The 17,057-nt window shown below is 65.2% G+C and carries 15 protein-coding genes and 1 other RNA gene; 7 read left to right on the forward strand and 9 right to left on the reverse strand.

The window, feature by feature from the left end:
- The first annotated feature begins 50 nt into the window (after window positions 1–50).
- Window positions 51–1,406 (forward strand): oxygen-independent coproporphyrinogen III oxidase, encoded by a 1,356-nt coding sequence (gene hemN / locus AC1DZT_RS01730; RefSeq protein WP_478005077.1) that lies wholly within the window; start codon window positions 51–53, stop codon window positions 1,404–1,406.
- A gap of 64 nt (window positions 1,407–1,470) precedes the next feature.
- Here the strand turns inward: hemN and AC1DZT_RS01735 are convergent, their stop codons facing one another.
- The 6 genes from AC1DZT_RS01735 to AC1DZT_RS01760 all read right to left on the reverse strand — a co-directional run bounded on the left by AC1DZT_RS01735 (window position 1,471) and on the right by AC1DZT_RS01760 (window position 9,265).
- Complete coding sequence (locus AC1DZT_RS01735) at window positions 1,471–2,697, reverse strand: glycosyltransferase (protein WP_478004860.1); 1,227 nt, start codon at window positions 2,695–2,697, stop codon at window positions 1,471–1,473.
- Window positions 2,697–4,283, reverse strand: a complete 1,587-nt coding sequence (locus tag AC1DZT_RS01740) for an ABC transporter ATP-binding protein (protein ID WP_478004861.1) — start codon at window positions 4,281–4,283, stop codon at window positions 2,697–2,699. The genes AC1DZT_RS01735 and AC1DZT_RS01740 overlap by 1 nt, the downstream gene beginning before the upstream one ends.
- Window positions 4,280–5,431, reverse strand: a complete 1,152-nt coding sequence (locus AC1DZT_RS01745; RefSeq protein WP_478004862.1) for an ABC transporter permease — start codon at window positions 5,429–5,431, stop codon at window positions 4,280–4,282. Before AC1DZT_RS01745 ends, AC1DZT_RS01740 begins: the two co-directional genes overlap by 4 nt.
- 1 nt (window position 5,432) lies before the next feature.
- Window positions 5,433–6,608 (reverse strand): microcin C ABC transporter permease YejB, encoded by a 1,176-nt coding sequence (locus tag AC1DZT_RS01750; RefSeq protein WP_478004863.1) that lies wholly within the window; start codon window positions 6,606–6,608, stop codon window positions 5,433–5,435.
- Between the two features lie 16 nt (window positions 6,609–6,624).
- A complete protein-coding gene (locus tag AC1DZT_RS01755; protein WP_478004864.1) occupies window positions 6,625–8,547 on the reverse strand; it encodes an extracellular solute-binding protein in 1,923 nt (640 codons plus the stop codon).
- Between the two features lie 193 nt (window positions 8,548–8,740).
- On the reverse strand, window positions 8,741–9,265 hold the full coding sequence (locus AC1DZT_RS01760) for a c-type cytochrome (RefSeq protein ID WP_478004865.1): 525 nt from the start codon (window positions 9,263–9,265) through the stop codon (window positions 8,741–8,743).
- Window positions 9,266–9,429: 164 nt separating this feature from the next.
- Here AC1DZT_RS01760 and AC1DZT_RS01765 point away from each other — a divergent pair, with 164 nt between their 5' ends.
- Window positions 9,430–10,260 carry a prephenate dehydratase gene (locus tag AC1DZT_RS01765; RefSeq protein ID WP_478004866.1) on the forward strand — a complete coding sequence of 277 codons (831 nt, stop codon included), beginning with the start codon at window positions 9,430–9,432 and terminating at the stop codon, window positions 10,258–10,260.
- Between the two features lie 3 nt (window positions 10,261–10,263).
- Here the strand turns inward: AC1DZT_RS01765 and AC1DZT_RS01770 are convergent, their stop codons facing one another.
- On the reverse strand, window positions 10,264–10,737 hold the full coding sequence (locus tag AC1DZT_RS01770; RefSeq protein WP_478004867.1) for an SRPBCC family protein: 474 nt from the start codon (window positions 10,735–10,737) through the stop codon (window positions 10,264–10,266).
- A gap of 168 nt (window positions 10,738–10,905) precedes the next feature.
- Window positions 10,906–11,856 carry an NAD(+) diphosphatase gene (nudC, locus tag AC1DZT_RS01775; protein ID WP_478004868.1) on the reverse strand — a complete coding sequence of 317 codons (951 nt, stop codon included), beginning with the start codon at window positions 11,854–11,856 and terminating at the stop codon, window positions 10,906–10,908.
- A gap of 231 nt (window positions 11,857–12,087) precedes the next feature.
- On the opposite strand from nudC, the gene AC1DZT_RS01780 reads away from it, so the two are divergent.
- From AC1DZT_RS01780 to rsgA, 3 genes are all read left to right on the forward strand, one after another.
- Window positions 12,088–12,720, forward strand: a complete 633-nt coding sequence (locus AC1DZT_RS01780; protein WP_478004869.1) for an HAD family hydrolase — start codon at window positions 12,088–12,090, stop codon at window positions 12,718–12,720.
- Window positions 12,721–12,857: 137 nt separating this feature from the next.
- Window positions 12,858–12,955: signal recognition particle sRNA small type (gene ffs / locus AC1DZT_RS01785), an RNA gene on the forward strand.
- A 154-nt stretch (window positions 12,956–13,109) separates the two neighbouring features.
- Window positions 13,110–14,120, forward strand: coding sequence for a ribosome small subunit-dependent GTPase A (gene rsgA, locus AC1DZT_RS01790; RefSeq protein WP_478004870.1), 1,011 nt, complete (start codon window positions 13,110–13,112; stop codon window positions 14,118–14,120).
- 105 nt (window positions 14,121–14,225) lie between these two features.
- Here rsgA and AC1DZT_RS01795 read toward each other — a convergent pair whose 3' ends face one another.
- Entirely contained in the window at window positions 14,226–15,350 is a 1,125-nt protein-coding gene (locus tag AC1DZT_RS01795; protein ID WP_478004871.1) for an aminotransferase class V-fold PLP-dependent enzyme, read from the reverse strand.
- A gap of 113 nt (window positions 15,351–15,463) precedes the next feature.
- Here AC1DZT_RS01795 and AC1DZT_RS01800 point away from each other — a divergent pair, with 113 nt between their 5' ends.
- Both AC1DZT_RS01800 and AC1DZT_RS01805 read left to right on the forward strand, forming a co-directional pair.
- A complete protein-coding gene (locus tag AC1DZT_RS01800) occupies window positions 15,464–15,880 on the forward strand; it encodes an acyl-CoA thioesterase (RefSeq protein WP_478004872.1) in 417 nt (138 codons plus the stop codon).
- Entirely contained in the window at window positions 15,877–17,046 is a 1,170-nt protein-coding gene (locus AC1DZT_RS01805) for a mandelate racemase/muconate lactonizing enzyme family protein (RefSeq protein WP_478004873.1), read from the forward strand. The genes AC1DZT_RS01800 and AC1DZT_RS01805 overlap by 4 nt, the downstream gene beginning before the upstream one ends.
- Window positions 17,047–17,057: the final 11 nt, after the last annotated feature.

Here is a 17,057-nt window from a genome sequence, read left to right on the forward strand (position 1 = left end):
ATTTGATCCTGATCAAGGAAATTGTCGGAACCATGCCGCAGCGTAGCGCCATGAACACTCATTCGCAACTCGCCCGCTTCGGGCTTTTCGACGCACGTGTGCCGCGCTACACGTCCTACCCCACCGCGCCGCAGTTCGCCGGAGGGGTCGGGCCCGAGCTTTTCGCGCAGTGGATCGCGTCAATTGCGCCCGGTTCTTCGATTTCCTTGTACCTCCATGTGCCGTTTTGCCGAAGATTGTGCTGGTTTTGCGCCTGTCGCACCCAGGGCACCACCTCGGACGGGCCGGTGGTGGCCTATGCGAAAATGTTGCGGGCCGAGATCGCGCTTCTGGCGCGGCATCTGCCCGAAGGTGTCACTTTGTCGCGTCTGCACTGGGGGGGCGGGACGCCGACCCTGCTCGCGCCAGAGATGATTCGCGATCTGGCGCATGCAATCCTGGCGGTGGCGCCGCTGGCGCCGGGGGCGGAGTTCTCGGTCGAGATCGACCCGAACGAGGTGGATGAGGCCCGGCTGGACGCGCTGACCGCGGCGGGGATGAACCGCGCCTCTATCGGGGTGCAGGACTTTGACCCCTTGATCCAGAAGACCATCGGGCGCGAGCAAAGCTTCGAGCTGACCCGCGACGTGGTGGCGATGATCCGCGCCCGCGGCATCCAGAGCCTGAACGCCGACATCCTCTTCGGCCTGCCGCATCAGAACGCGGCGCGGATTGCGGATTCGGTGCAGAAGCTCCTCAGCTTCTCGCCCGACCGGGTGGCCTTGTACGGCTATGCCCATGTGCCGTGGATGAGTCGGCGGCAGCAGATGATCCCCTCGGATGCGATGCCGACCCCGGCAGAGCGGCTGGACCTTTACGAGGTCGCGCGCGAATTGTTCGTGGCCGATGGTTATGACGAGATCGGCATCGACCATTTCGCCCGGCCGGCGGACGGCTTGGCGGTCGCGGCGCGCAGCGGGCATCTGCGGCGGAATTTCCAGGGCTATACCGACGACACCGCGCCGACGCTGGTGGGGCTGGGCGCCTCCTCGATCTCGCGGTTTCCGCAGGGCTATGCGCAGAATGCCTCGGGCACCTCGGATCATACGCAAGCGATCCGCGGCGGGCATTTCTCGACCCACCGCGGCCATGTCTTCACCGGCGAGGACCGGTTGCGCGCCCGGATCATCGAGGCCTTGATGTGCGATTTCCGGGTCAGCCGGGCGGAACTGGCGGGCTTTGGCATCGACAGCGTCATCGTGGCCGCGATGCTGGAACGGGTGGCGCAGGATTTCGACGGGGTGGTGACGCTGGATGCCGATCATCTGACCATCCTGCCGCAGGGACGGCCCCTGACGCGGATGATCGCGCGCGGTTTTGACGCCTATGACCCGCAGGGCAAGGCGCAGCATTCGGCGGCGATCTGAGCGGCACGCCCACGCCAGCCCGGGGCCTCCGGCGGGAGTATTTGGGCAGAGGGCAAGGGCGAGGTCAGGCTTTCGGGCCGTGACGCTCCACAAAGTCGATCATCCGCGGCAGGAGGATGCGCTGGTCGTAGCGGTCGAGCGCGGTCTGGCGGGCGGCGGCGCGATGGGGCAGGAACTTTTCAGGCTGGGCCAAGGCCTCGGTCAGCTTGGCGCTCCACCCCGGCACATCGAAGAAATCCACCAGCGAGCCGTTGACGCCGTCCACCAGCACGTCCTGCACCGGGGCGGTGGCAGAGCCGATCACATGGGCGCCGGCGCTCATCGCCTCGATCATCGACCAGGACAGGACGAAAGGGTAGGTCAGGTAGGCATGCGCGCGGGAGACCTGCATCAGCGCCACGAACTGGTCATAGGGCACCTTGCCCATGAAATGCACGCGGGAGAGGTCGAGCTGGTCGCGGACCTCTGACAGGATCTTTTCCTTCCAGCCCTTGGCATCCTTGGGGGCGGCGCCGTAGCTGACCTCATCGCCGCCGACGATGACGACCTGCGCCTCGGGCCGGGCTTTCAGGACCGCGGGCAGGGCGCGCATGAAGATGTGGTAGCCGCGATAGGGTTCGAGGTTGCGGTTGACGAAGGTCAGCACCTCGTCCCCCGGTTTGAGGCTGCGGCCATCGGGCAGGGCAAAGCGGGCCTCGGGGTTGGGGCGCATGACATCGGTGTTCACGCCGTCATGGATGACCTCGATCATCCGGCGCAGCGCGGGCGGATAGGTCGAGGCCTGCCATTCGGTGGGGGAAAGGCCCGCATCGGAATGCAGAAGCGCCTGGCCCAGGTGGCTGGCGCGGCCCTGCGCGATCATCACCTGGTCGAAGTTGGGCTGGGCAAATTCGGTGTCAAAGCCGACATCGGCGCCGCGGCCCTTGTAGTAGAACTCGGCATAGGTCAGCAGTTTCGCCTCGGGCCAGACCTCTTTGAGGAACAGCGTCTCGCCCCAGCCGGAATGGCCGAAGATCACATCCGGGATATAGCCGCGCTGCTGGCGCAGTTGCAGGCAGGCGCGGGCGACGGTGACGCCACGGTCGCTCATCTGGATGTAGTTGCGGCCCAGCCGGGCGGCGGGCGGGTCGATCGGTTGCGCCTCGTGCTTGTATTTCAGCACCGGGATCGTGGTTTCGCGGGTATTGGCGAGATCGGTCAGCGCCAGGCAATCATGGCCGCGCTTGCGCAGCTCGGGGGCGAGGTAAAGGAACTGGCCGGGGAAATTCTGGTGGACGAACAGGATCTTCATCAGGAACTACCAAAAGCGGCTGCGAGCAGCGCCTTGGTATAGTCTTGCTGCGGGTTTGCGAAGAGACTTTCCGAGGGTCCCGCCTCGACCACGTCGCCGGCGCGCATCACCATGACCTTGTGGGACAGGGCGCGCACGACGCGCAGGTCGTGGGAGATGAAGACATAGGCCAGCCCGTGCCGTCGCTGCAGCTCGCGCAACAGATCGACGATCTGCACCTGCACCGTCATGTCCAGGGCCGAGGTCGGCTCGTCCAGCACCACCAGCCTTGGCCGCAGGATCATCGCGCGGGCGATGGCGATGCGCTGTTTCTGCCCGCCGGAGAATTCATGCGGATAGCGGTGCATCGTGGCCGGGTCGAGGCCCACTTCGGCCATGATCTCGCCCACCATGTCGCGGCGGTTGCGGCCCGGTTCCAGCCCGTGGACGCCCAGGCCCTCGGCGATGATCGCCTCGGCGGTCATCCGGGGCGACAGGCTGCCGAAAGGGTCCTGGAACACCACCTGCATGTCACGGCGCAGGGGCCGCATCGCGTGGGTGGAAAGGTGCGAGATCTCCTTGCCGTCGAGCTGGATGCTGCCCTTGGAGGCGATCAGCCGCAGGATCGCCAGCGCCAGCGTGGTCTTGCCGGAGCCGCTTTCGCCGACGATGCCCAGCGTCTCCCCGGCGCGGACCGAGATGCTGGCGGCGTTGACCGCCTGCACATGGCCCACGACGCGGCGCATCAGGCCCTTGGTGATCGGGAACCAGACGCGCAGGTCTTGCGTCCGCAGCACCTCGGCCGCGCCTTGCGGCACCGGGTCGGGCTGGCCCGTGGCATGGGCGGCCAGCAGTTTCTGGGTATAGGGATGCTGCGGATTGGCGAAGATCTCGGCCGTCCGGCCCTGTTCGACAATCGCGCCGCCCTGCATGACGCAGACCCGGTCGGCGATGCGCCGCACGATGTTGAGGTCGTGAGTGATGAAGAGAAGGCTGAGGCCTTCGGTCCGTTTCAGATCGGCCAGAAGGTCGAGGATCTGGGCCTGAATGGTCACATCCAGTGCGGTTGTCGGTTCATCGGCGATCAGCAGGTCGGGGCCATTGGCCAGCGCCATCGCGATCATCACGCGCTGGCGCTGCCCGCCCGAGAGCTGGTGCGGATAAGAGATCATCCTTGTCGCCGCATCGCGGATGCCGACCTTTTCCAGCAGTTCCAGCACCCGGGCGCGGGCCGGGGCGCCGGACAGGCCCTGATGGAGAGAGAGGCTCTCGGTGATTTGATCCTCGATCGTGTGGAGCGGGTTGAGCGAGGTCATCGGCTCCTGAAAGATGAAGCTGATGTCGTTGCCGCGCACCTTGCGCAGGGCGGCATCCGACGCGCCGATCATCTGGCCGTCCTTGTACAGGACCGAACCCGAAACCTCGGCGTTGTCGCCCAAAAGCCCCACCGTCGACAGCGCCGTCACCGACTTGCCCGAGCCGCTTTCGCCCACCAGCGCCAAGGTCTCGCCCTTTTCCAGCGTGAAGGAGACGTTCTTGACGGCATGAAGCAGGCTGCCGTCCTGTCGGAAGCGGATGTTCAGGTCCTTGACCTGCAAAAGGCTCATCGGAAGGTCTTTCGCGGGTCGAAGGCATCGCGGACGCCTTCGAAGATGAAGATCAACAGACACAGCATCAGCGCCGAGGCGAAGAAGGCCGTGAAGGTCAGGTGATAGGAATCGAGGTTCTGCTGCGCCTGCCGGGCCATCTCGCCCAGCGAGGGGTAGGACGGCGGCAGGCCGAAGCCGAGGTAGTCGAGCCCGGTGAGCGAGCCGATGGCGCCGGTGACGACGAAGGGCATCATCGTAGTGGTCGATATGGTGGCATTGGGCAGAAGATGGCGGACCATGATCTTCGCATCCGACACGCCAAGCGCCTTGGCGGCGCGGACATATTCGAAATTGCGCACGCGCAGGAACTCGGCCCGGACCAGACCCACCAGCCCCATCCAGCCGAAGGCCACCATCAGGATCAGAAGCAGGATGAAGTCCATCTTGAACATCGCGCCGATGATGATGATGACGTAAAGCATCGGGATCGCCGACCAGATCTCGATCACGCGCTGGAAGATCAGGTCGATCATGCCGCCGAAATAGCCCTGCACCGCCCCCGCCGCGATGCCGACGATGGAGGAGAGCGCCGAGACGATGAGGCCGAAGCTGACCGAAAGCCGGAAGCCGTAGATCACCCGCGCCAGCACATCGCGCGCCGTGTCATCGGTGCCAAGCCAGTGTTTGGCATCGGGTTTGGAAGGCGCCGTGCCGCCGACATTGTTGATCGTGTTGTAGCTGTAGGGGATCGGCGGCCAGAGGATCCAACCCTTGTCGAACCCCTCCGCCTGGAAGGTGCCGGCGTCGATCTGGGTCAGCACCTCCTCGGGCGTGTCGAAACAGGTATCGACCCCGCCGCTGCGGATCAGGCATTGCACGGTCGGGTCCTGGTAATTCGCCTCGGTGCGGAAGTCGCCGCCGAAATCGGCCTCGGAGTAGAAATGCAGGAAGGGGGCGCGGATCTCGCCCTTGTAGCGGACCAGAAGCGGGTGGTCATTGGCCAGAAGCTCGGCCCCGAGCGACAGGCCATAGAGGATGACGAAGATCACCAGCGACCAATAGGCCCGCTTGTTGGCGCGGAAATTGTTCCAGCGCCGCCGGTTCAGCGACTGCGCGGCGCGCGGCATTTCGGCCGGTTTTTTGACCGGTTTATCGGTGGTTTCCATGCTAGTCGCGCCTCGAGAAGTCGATCCGGGGGTCGATCAGCATATAGGTCAGGTCCGAGATGATGCCGATGACCAGCCCGACCAGGCCAAAGGCGTAAAGCGTCCCGAAGACGATCGGATAATCCCGCGCCACCGCGGCGTTGAACATCAGCTGGCCGAGGCCGTCCAGTGTAAACACCCGCTCGATGAAGAGCGAGGACCCGAAGAAAATCCCGATCAGCAGGGCCGGAAAGCCCGAGATCACGATCAGCATCGCGTTGCGGAAGACATGGCCGTAAAGCACCCGGGTTTCCGACAGGCCCTTGGCGCGGGCGGTGATGACATATTGCTTGCGGATCTCGTCAAGGAAGCTGTTCTTGGTCAGCAGGGTCAGCGTGGTGAAACTGGACAGAAGCTGCGCCGTCACCGGCAGGGTGATGTGCCAGAGGTAATCCACCGTCTTGCCCCAGAGGCTCAAGCTTTCCCAATTGTCGGAATGCAGGCCGCGCAAGGGAAAGATCCTGAGGAAACTGCCGCCCGCGAACAGTTCAAGCAGCAGCAGCGCGAACAGAAGCGTCGGGATCGAATAGGCCCCGATGATGACGGAGGAGGTCCAGACATCGAAGCTCGACCCGTCGCGCACCGCCTTGCGGATGCCGAGCGGGATCGAGATCAGATAGGCCAGAAGCGTGCTCCACAGACCGAGCGTGATCGAGACCGGCAGCTTTTCGGCGATCAGCCCCACGACCGAGGTCGAGCGGAAGTAGCTGTCGCCGAAATCGAAGCGCAGGTATTTGCCCATCATGATGAAGAACCGCTGCCAGCCGGGGATCTTCTCCTTGTGGCAGGCGGGGTCTTTCAGGCTGGGCGTGCCGGTGAAGCCGGGATCGCAGACGATGCGGGAAAAGCCGAACTCGACCTCCAGCTGGGCCACGAACTCGGGCGGCAGGCCGCGGGCGCCGATATAGCTGCCATCGCTCGCCTGGGACTGGCCGATCTTCTTGCCGCCGTTGCTTTGCCCGGCATCGGCGCCGGTGCCGCCCAGCTTGTCGGTGGCGGTCTGGTCGTCCTGCACCTTGGCCGCGATCTGTTCGATCGGGCCGCCGGGGACGAATTGGGTCAGGGTGAAGTTGACGATCATGATCCCCAGAAGGGTCGGGATCACCAGCAACAGTCGTCGTAAGATATAGGCTCCCATCGGGGGCACGCGCCTTTCAGTGCAGGACGCCTGCGGCCTTCAGCTTGGCCGCCTTGTCCGCGTCATACCACCAGAAACTCGTCTCGCCCAAAGCATAGGGCGGCAGTGCGTCCGGGTGGCCGAACATGTCGTAGTAGGCCAGCGTATAGGTGTTCTTGTACCACTGCGGAACCCAGAACCTTTCGGCCAGAAGAACCCGGTCCAAGGCCTTGGCATCGACGATCATCTGCGCCTTGGTCTTGGAGGCGGTGGCGACCTCCAGAAGCTTGTCCACGGCGGGAGATTTCAGGCCCATGATGTTGTAGCTGGAATTGTCAGCCGTCGACGAGGAATAGGTCTGCTTGAGGTCGTCGCCCAGTTCCATATCGGCGGTGGCATGGCCGGTGATGATGTCAAAGTCGAAACTGGGCGGGTTGATCCGCTGGTCATATTGCGCGGAATCCGGCGTGGTCATCGAGGCGTCGATGCCAAGCGCCTTCAGGTTTTCGACATAGGGCGTGATCACCCGGTCAAAAGACTGATCGGAGTTAAGGAATTCGACCTTCAGCACCTCGCCCTTGTCATTGCGGCGCATACCGTCGTCGCCGACCTTCCAGCCGGCGTCGTCCAGAAGCTTCGAGGCCTTGCGCAGGTTCTTGCGGTCCAGCTGCGTGTCACCCGATACCGGGGCCGCGATCGGCGGGTCGGTCAGGATCGAGGCGGGCTCCAACCCGGCATCGACGAGGGGCTGCAGCAGGGCCACCTCTTCGGGCGAGGGCGGGCCAGAGGCTGCGAGGTAAGAGTTTTCCCAGATCGAGTTGATCCGCGTGTAAAGCCCGTAGAACAGCGTCTTGTTCGACCATTCAAAGTTGAACATCAGGCCAATCGCCTCGCGCACGCGGGGGTCTTGGAACTTGTCGCGGCGCAGGTTGAAGATGAAACCTTGCCCCGGGGCCTTGGTGCCATTGGGCAATTCGACCTTCACGATCTGACCGTTTTTGACCAGCGGGAAGTCATAAGAGGTGGCCCAGGATTTCGAGGAATTCTCGGAGCGGAAGGTATAGGCTCCGCCTTTGAAGCCCTCAAAAGCCGCATTGGGATCGGCGAAATACTCGATCCGGATCTTGTCGAAATTGTTCTGGCCAAGGTTGATCGGCAGCTTTTCACCCCAATAATCCGGGTTGCGCTTGTAGACCACGGTCTGGCCCGCCACGAAATGGTCCAGCACATAGGGGGCGGAGCCGACAAAGGGTTTCAGGCTGCTGTCTTCCAGATCGCGCTTGTTGGCCTCGTAATCGGCCTTGGAGAAGATCGGCAAGCCGCCGACCTTGGCGGGCAGGTCGCGGGTGGTGATGCCGGTCTTGAAGGTGAATTTGACGGTATGGGGGGCCAGCGCCTCGACCTTCTCGATCTCGGTGTTGAAGATGGTGCGGAAGTCGGACAGGCCCTTGGTCGAGAAGATGTCATAGCTGAAGACGACATCATCGGCGGTCAGCGGCGTGCCGTCCGAGAATTTGATGTCATCGCGCAGATGGAAGGTCACCCAGGAGCGGTCCTCGGGGTAGTCCATCGTGGTGCACATCAGGCAGTAAGCGGCGCCGATCTCGTCCGCGGTGCCGGTCAGGATGCTTTCATACAGCATCGAGGCCCCGGCGGCAGAGCTGCCCTTGACGGTATAGGGGTTCATCGAATCGAAAGAGCCCGGGGCCCATTCCGAAATCTCGCCGCCCTTGGGCGCATTGACGTTGACATAATCAGGCGTGAAATTCGGCCCGTATTTCAGATCGCCGAAGGTCGAGATGCCGTGGCTGGAGATGACCTTCTGGTCCTCGGCGCGCGCGACATGGGAAAAGGCCGCCAGCGCCAGAATGGCGAGGCCCAGGGCACCCGCGGTCCGCAAGCTGCGGTCTGCCGTGGTGCGGTCCAGCGCCTTTGCTGCGACGGCTGATCTTCTGACCATGCGCGATCCTCCTGCTTTGCGACCCCTCTGGCCACTACCGGCTTTAGCTAAAACGGAAAAGCGCCGCTTCACAAGTTGCGAATGCGTGAGGCTCTGCGTGAGGCGCCAAAAGCTTGCGTGAGGTCGCAAAAAGCCCGGCAAACAAAAAGGCCGCCCGGAAGGGGCGGCCTTTTCGTAAAGCTTGAAGGTCCGATTACTTCATCGTCTCAAGATAGGCGATCACGTTGGCGCGGTCTTGCGGGCTGGGCAGGCCGGCAAAGCCCATCTTGGTGCCGGGCATCGCGTTCTTCGGGTTCTTGATGAATTCGTAGATCAGTTCCGGGGTCCAGACCTCGGCCGATTTGGCGGCCATCGCGTCGGAATACTTGAAATCCGGCACCGAGGCGTGGTTGCGGCCGACCACACCGTTCAGATGCGGGCCGGTCATGTTCTTGCCCTCGACCGAGTGGCAGGATTTGCACTTGCCGAAGATCTTCTCGCCCGCGGCGGCATCGGCGGTCTTGGCGACATCGGCATAGGCCGGATCGGCCGCCGCTTCAGTCGTGGCCGCTTCCGCTGCACCGTCCACCGCGATGGCATAGGCGTAGGTGCGCTCTTCGCCATGCGGCTCTTCGCCGAAGCCATAGAGCGATTCAGCCGCCCAATTCCCGAACAGGAAGAACAGCAGCGTTCCGCAAACGCCGCCAACAATCTTGGTCGTGGTCATCGTGTCGAACATGCAGCACCTTCCGCTGGCCCTTGGCTTTGCGCGTTATCTACCCGCTTCCCCCCGCAGGGTGCAAGGTGTAGTAGCGCCGCGAAGTGCCGCGAGCGGCGCGTTTTTTGCCGGAGTTGCCCAAAATGCCCCAGAATCCGAGCGCGTATGCGAGCACCCCTTCGGGCATGCCCCCGCGGATCGCCTTTCAGGGCGAACTTGGCGCCTATTCGCACCAGGCCTGCGAGCAGGCCCGGCCCGGCTGCATTCCGGTGCCCTGCACCACCTTCGAGGATGTCGTGGAGATGACTCGCAATGGCGAGGTCGACATGGGCATGCTGGCGGTCGAGAACTCGACCTATGGGCGGGTGGCCGATGTGCATTCGCTCCTGCCGCGTTCGGGCCTGCATATCGTGGACGAGGCTTTCGTGCGGGTCCATGTCAACCTGCTGGGCGTGCCGGGCGCAAAGGTGGAAGACGTGACCGAGGCGCATGGCCATGTGGTGATCCTGCCGCAATGCGCGACTTTCCTGCGCAACCACAAGATCAAGGGCAAGGTCAGTTCCGACAATGCCCGCGCCGCGCGTGAGGTGGCCGAGGCCGGTGACAAGACCCGCGCCGCGCTGGCCAGCGAGCTTGCCGCGCAGATCTACGGGCTGGAGGTTCTGGCCCGCCATATCGAGGACAATGCCAACAACACGACCCGCTTCCTTCTGATGGCGCGCGAGCCCGATCAAAGCCGCCGGGCCGATCACATGATCACCTCCTTCATCTTCCGGGTCCGCAACATTCCGGCGGCGCTCTACAAGGCGATGGGCGGCTTTGCCACCAATGGCATCAACATGACCAAGCTGGAAAGCTACATGATCGGCGGCAGCTTCACCGCGACCGAGTTCTACGCCGATATCGAGGGCCACCCCGAGGACGCGCCGGTGAAGCGCGCGCTGGAAGAGTTGGAATATTTCACCACGCATCTGCAGATTCTGGGCGTCTACCCGGCCGACCGCCGCCGCGACTGAGGCCTAGCGCAGGGCCGGGCGGCGGTAGCGGTCTTCCATCTCGACCGCCAGCTGGGCGATGCGCTGGGCATAGGCCGCATCGACCTTCTTGCGGGCCAGCCGCAGGGTCTGCAGATAGATTCGCGCCGCGATGGTCTTGGGCTTGACCTCCGACCGCACGGTGATGCGGGTGCGGGCGACGGCAAGGTCCAGAAGCTCGATCGCCATGTCGACATCGACGAGGCTGGAGCGCAGTTTCAGGCCCAGAAGCGAGTCTTTGGTCAAAGTCTCCAGCCGGATCTTCGCGCTGCGCGGTTTGCCGCGGTAGGTGAAATTGGCCAGCCATTCCATCCCGGCCCCGGGCGTCGCCAGCGTGTCGCTGCGCACCACCTCGGCGCCGCGGCGAATGGCCATGCGTTCCCAGGCGTCGAAATCCATCAGCTCGCGGAAGACAAAATCCACCGGGGCATCGACATCATATTTCGCCGCCAGTTTCATGCCGTCTCCCTCAACCTGCCGCAGGCCGGGACTTTCTCTGCAAAAAATGGCTTTCGCAAGACGGAAGCTGCGGAAAAAGCAGCCGGAATTGCGCGGGCGCCACCCTGTGCCGGAGTGGTGGGCAAACTGGTGAAGTCTGCGGCGGCTTCCGGCATGGGGCGGCGGGCGTCACGCCAGCGTATCGGCCAGCCAGTGCGACATGATGAACTGCGCGATCGAACCCTTGCGCGCCGGTTTGATCAGCGGATGGCTTCCGGCGAAAGCGGTCAAAAGCTCCTCGCGGCTGACCCAGCGGGCATCCTGCAATTCAACGGGGTCGAGCGTGATCTCCTCGCTCAGCGCCACGCCGCGGCAGCCCATCATCAGCGAGGCGGGGAAGGGCCAGGGTTGGCTGGCAAGGTAATCGACCTGCCCGACCCGGATGCCCGATTCTTCAAAGACCTCGCGGCGGACGGCGGCCTCGATCGTCTCGCCCGGCTCGATGAAACCGGCGAGGAGGGAATACATCCCCTCGGGCCAGGCCGGGCTGCGGCCCAGAAGCAGGCGGTTGCCATGGGTGATCAGCATGATCACCACCGGGTCGGTGCGCGGGAAATGCGAGCGGCCGCAGGTCGGACAGCGGCGCTGCCAGCCGGCCTCGCTCATGTCGGACCGCGCGCCGCAGTTGGAACAGAAGCCGTGGCTCAGGTGCCATTCGATCAGCGCGCGGGCGGTGGCGCAAAGCTCGGCATCGCGGGGCGACAGTTGCGCCATGACGGCGCGCAATTCGTGAAAGCCCTGGTCGGGTGGCAGGTCGGGATGGTGCTGGACCTGGGTGTCGAATGAGTTTTTCGCCCCGTCGATCACCGCCTTCGGCTCCCAGGCGGAGACATCCTGCGCAAAGACCGGCTCGCCGTCGGAAAGGCCAAGGAAGATCGCCGTGGCGCGGTGCCCGGCGAGGGGCGTGTCGGGGTCGAGCCAGACGATCCTTTGGCCCGCCGCGATCAGCGGGCGGCCGCGCCACAGCGCCAGGACCTTGGCCCGCTGCCAAAGCTCGGCCTGTGCCGTCACATCGCCACGCAAATGCGCCGCCCGGTCCAGCCCTGAACCGCCGAAAGTCACCGTCTCCGCAAGCTGCATGACGCCCCCGATTTTGGCTCTTGATGCCATGCGCCGGGGCAAAGGGCAAATGGCGCTTGCGCGGGATTTGGCCCCTTGGCGGGCAAGACGGCCGCATCGCCATCAAAATCCGGTGTGCGGGCGGGCGCCGCGCTGCCGGCCGATCCGCCTGCCGTCGCGCCCACGGGATGGCACCGCTTTCGTCTGCATCTGGAATGGGATATGGCTCTGGCGACCCAAGGGGAGCCCCCGATGTACGACGCCTTGCTTTTTGACCTCGACGGCACGCTGATTGACACCGAAAGCCTCGCGCTGGCCTCGGGCCTTGCCGCCTTTGCCGCGGTGGGCTTTCCGGTCGAGGATGATTTCATGCACCGTCTGATCGGGGTGGATCAGCCGACCGCCGCGCAGATCATCCGCCGCCACCTGCCCGACATCGACCTGCCCGCCCTGCACCGTCACTGGGGCGCGGGCTTCAACGCGGGTGTCGAAAACGGCCTGCCCCTGAAGCCCGGCACGCTGGAACTGCTCGCCACCGCGCCCGATCATCTGCACCGCGCCGTCGTCACCTCCTCCGGCCGCAGCGAGGCGCTGCGCAAGATCGAGATTGCGGGTCTCACCCCGTCTTTCGCCACCGTGGTCACCGTGGATGACGTGACCCGCCCCAAGCCCGACCCCGAGCCCTATCTTCTGGCCGCCCGCCTCCTGGGCGTCGACCCCGCCCGCTGCCTCGTCTTCGAAGACAGCGAGACCGGGGCCGAGGCCGCCCACCGCGCCGGCTGCGTCGTGGTCCAGGTGCCGGATGTGATTCCCTCGACCCGGCGCTGGGCGCATCATGTCGCGGGCGATCTTCTGAGCGGCGCCCGCCTCGCCGGGCTGTTCTAGGCGCCGCCGCCTTCCCTTTCCTCCCCCCGCACCCCCCTTCATCGGTCTGCAAATATCCCCGCCGGAGGCCCCGGCCCGCGACAAGAACCCCCCGCAGCCGTCTTGCACCCCGCCCGCATCTGCCCTATATCACCGGATGAGAGGTTGGCGCGGGCAGGTGCCTCGCCAACCCGGTCAGGTCCGGAAGGAAGCAGCCGTAACGAGCCCCACTTGGGTCGTTGTCAGCCTCTCACCCCTCTTCCCCCTGTTCGAGGATCTATCTCATGGCAGATGTGGCATCCCTCGCGGCGGAACGGATCTGAGCGTCAGGCGCTCTCCCCCGACATGTGACAGCGGTGAACCCGCGGTGCCGCGCGCGCTTTGGGCGTTGCAGGGCGGGAAGCAAAGCCGTGAGTTCTGATTTTCTGGCCGAACTTGGCTGGAACGACAGGTTCCAGTCGCAGGTGACGGGTGAAGAGGCCGATGCCACACCGGCCCGTGTCACCGCCGTCCACCGCGCCCGGATCGAGGCTTTGACGACCGCTGGCGCGCTGGACCTGATCCCCGCCACCAGCCTTTCCACCGCCAATGTCGCGGTGGGCGACTGGCTTCTGGCGCGGGAGGGCGTGGCGCTCCGGGTGCTCGACCGTCATTCGCTTGTCGCGCGCAAGGCGGCGGGGAGTGGCGTGGCGCGGCAGGTGATCGCGGCCAATCTCGACACGCTCCTGATCGTCTCCTCCTGCAACAATGATTTCAACGCGGCGCGGATGGAGCGGTTTCTGGTTCTGGCCGCCAGCGCCGGGGTCGATCCGGTCGTGGTGCTGACCAAGGCCGATACCGCACCCGACCCCGAAAGCTATGCCGCCGAGGCGCGCCGCCTCAAGCGCGGGCTGCAGGTCGTGCTGATGGATGCCAAGCGCGATGACGTGCGGGCGGCTTTGGCGGACTGGTGCGGGCCGGGCAAGACGCTGGCGCTGCTCGGCTCCTCCGGTGTCGGCAAGACGACGATCGCCAATGCGCTGACCGGCGGCAATGCCCCGGTGCAGGACATCCGCGACGATGACGCCAAGGGCCGCCACACCACGACGGGCCGCTATCTGGTGGCGATGGCGGGCGGCGGCTGGCTGATCGACACGCCCGGCATGCGCGAGGTGCAGTTGACCGATGCTTTCGACGGGATCGGCCTCTTCTTCGATGACCTGACCGAACTGGCGCTGACCTGCAAGTTCCGCAACTGCAAGCACGAGGGCGAGCCGGGCTGCGCCATCCAGGCCGCGATTGCGGCGGGCGATCTGGACCCCGCCCGCCTGCAGCGCTGGCAGAAGCTACTGGCGGAAGATCAGAGCAACAGCGACACGATGCAGATCTCGGCCGAGCGGGCGGCCGGGGCGCGCAAGGGTCCGGGCAAATGGAAGCGGTGAGTTAAAGGCGCGCCTGCGGCGCACGTCTTTTTTCTCGCCTCTGGCCTGCGGCCAACCGGCTCAGGCCTGCCTCCGGCGGGAGTATTTGGGCAAAGAGCAAATCGTTCAGCGCAGCAGGGTTCTCAGGGCGGCGATCAGGCGGTCGGTGCCGGCGTCGCTGGTCATGATGCCGGGCGAGAGGCGCAGGGTCTGGCTGCGGGCGTCGGTGGTGATGCCCATGGCGCGCAGGGCGCTGACCAATTGCGGGGCGGGGTGGCTGTCGGGCAGGCGCAGCATGATCGAGCCGCCGCGTTTGTCTTCGGCCCTTGGGGTGAGGAGGGGCAGCGCCATCTCGTCGGCGGCTGCGATCAGGCGCGCGGTGATCCGGCGGTTGTGGGCGAGGATCGCGGCCTGGTCCTGGCCCGCGTGCCAGTCGAGCGCGGGGAGCGAGGCCAGCGCCGCCATGGTGCCCGGTGTGCCATTGTCGAAGCGGCGGATGTCGGGGGCATAGGCGAAGGCGGTGATGTCCCAGTTGAAGGGATTGTCCTGAGAGAACCAGCCGCGCAGTTCGGGCTGGCAGTGCGGGATCAGGCCCGGGGCAAGGTAGAGGATTCCGGCGCCCGGCGTGCCGCACATCCATTTGAGCGAGGTCGAGACGGCGAAATCGACCTCGGGCGTCGTCACGTCGAAGGGCAGAAGGCCCGCGCCCTGGGTGATATCCACCCCGATCAGGCTGCCCATCCGGCGACCATGCGCCACCATCGTGGCAAGGTCGATCCGGTGCGAGGTGGTCGAAGAGACCCAGGTCAGCAGGGCGAGGCCGACATCCGGCGTCCAGTCCTTCAGGAAATCCTCATCCTCGACATGGGCGGCGCCCTGGCGCAGCGGAACGGTCTTGAGATCGAATCCGAAGCGGGCGGCCATGCCCTGCAACAGGAAATGGTTGGAGGGGAAGCAATCGGCGCCGACCAGGACCTTGCGGCCCTTGAGGTGTTCGGGCGGCAGGGCGGTCAGGAGAGCGTGAAAGGCTTGCGTCACGCTTTCGAAGGTGGTCAGCGTGCCCTCCGCCGCGCCGATGATCGCGCGCCAGCGGTCGATGAACCTTTGCCGCTTGCCCAGGGCATAGGCCCATTGCCCGTCGTCCGGCGCGCCCCAGCTTTGGGCGAACTCCGCCATCGCCGCCGTCAGATCCGCGGCCTTGCCGGGGTATTGACCGATCGAGTGGTAGAGAAAATAGCTTTCGGCCGACATGGCGCCCCCCTGCGTTTGCCGATCGGTAACGCCGCCAGCCCGCGCCCTCAACCCCTTAATCCCCTTGCGTCTGTCGCTTTCGGGCGTTCTTCTTGGTCCGAAGGAGTTCCGCCATGCTGTACCATCGCCGCTTTCCGATCGAGTTCAACCATTGCGACCCGGCGGGCATCGTCTTTTACCCGCGCTATTTCGAGATGACCAACCACATCTGCGAAAACTTCTTCCGCGAGGTGGTGGGCCGGCCCTATGCCGCGATGATGGCCGAAAAGGCCGGGGTGCCGACGGTGCGGATCGAGACCGACTTCCGCGCGCCCTCACGCCTCGGCGATGTGCTGGAGGTGACGCTGGAGGTGCTGCGGCTGGGCTCCTCCTCGCTGACGGTCGAGATTGTGGCGGCTTGCGCGGGCCAGCACCGGTTGACCGCCACGGCGACGCTGGTCTGGGCGCAGGAGGTGGCGGGCGTCTTCGGCGCGCAACCCTGGCCCGGGGAGATGCGGGCCAAGCTGCAGGACTTCATGGTGGCGCCGTGAAGATCCGTTCGATCAAGGCCACGCCGGTCAATATCCCGTTCCGGGCGCCCTATCGCTTTTCCTATGGATCGACCGCGCAGGTCACCAAGACGGTGATCGAGCTTGAAACCTCGGATGGCGTGGTGGGTCTTGGCGAATGCGCCGATGGCAACCGTGCCGCCGAAGTGATGGCGGCGGGCGAAAGGCTGATCGGGCTGGATATCCGCGCCATCTCCACCGCCGAGGGGCTGCTGGTGCCGGGCATGGCCTATACGCCCTGGGGCAATGTCGCGGGTGCCCGCCGGGTCTTTGGCGGGATCGAGATGGCGATGTGGGATGCCCGCGGCAAGACCGAGGGCGTGCCGCTCAGCCTGCTTCTGGGCGGTGCGGTGCGCGATGACATCGCCCTGACCGAATATTTCAGCTACCGCCTGCCGGGGATCGACCCTGGCGAGGCGACCCCGGTCGAGATCGCCCGCTACTGCGCCGCGATGGTCGAGGCGCATGGCGCCGAGATTTTCGAGGGCAAGGTCGCCACCGTCGGCATGGCCGAAGAGGTCGAGATGCTGCGCGAGATCCGCGCGGCGATCGGCGCGCGCGAGATCCGGATCGATGCCAATGGCGGCTATACCCTGCCCACCGCCCGCCTTGCCCTGCGCGCCTTTTCGCCCTTCGGGATCAGCTGGTTCGAGGAGCCCTGCGAAAGCTATGAGGAAATGGCGGCGCTGCGCCCGCTGACCGATATCAGCTTTTCCAGCCATCGGATCGATTTGCGCAAGGCGGTGGAACTCGGCAGCCCGGATGCGATTGTCACCAACCTCAACGAGTTGGGCGGGATCGCTGCCACCGTGGCGTTCATCAAGGCGGCGGAGGCCTTCGGCGTCGGTTTCCGCTTTCATTCGGGCGAGACGGGGGTGGCCTCGGCCGCCTATCTTCAGGTCTCTGCCGCGGTGGAGGCCTTGCGGGGGGCGAGCCAGACCCTGCTGCGCTGGTACGCCGATGATGTGATCGAAGGCGGGCCAATGGTGCCGAAATCGGGTATGCTGCGGGTGCCGGAAGGGCCGGGCCTAGGGGTGACGCTGGACCCCAGGGCGCTGGCGCGCTGCCATCAGCGCTTTCTGGACGAGGGGGCCTTCCCGTCAGGGGTCAAGGGCCTCGGCTATGGCGGGCGGTTCCGCAAGATGTGAGGGAGGCGGCG

Source organism: Rhodobacter sp. P1_C2 (assembly GCF_056406375.1).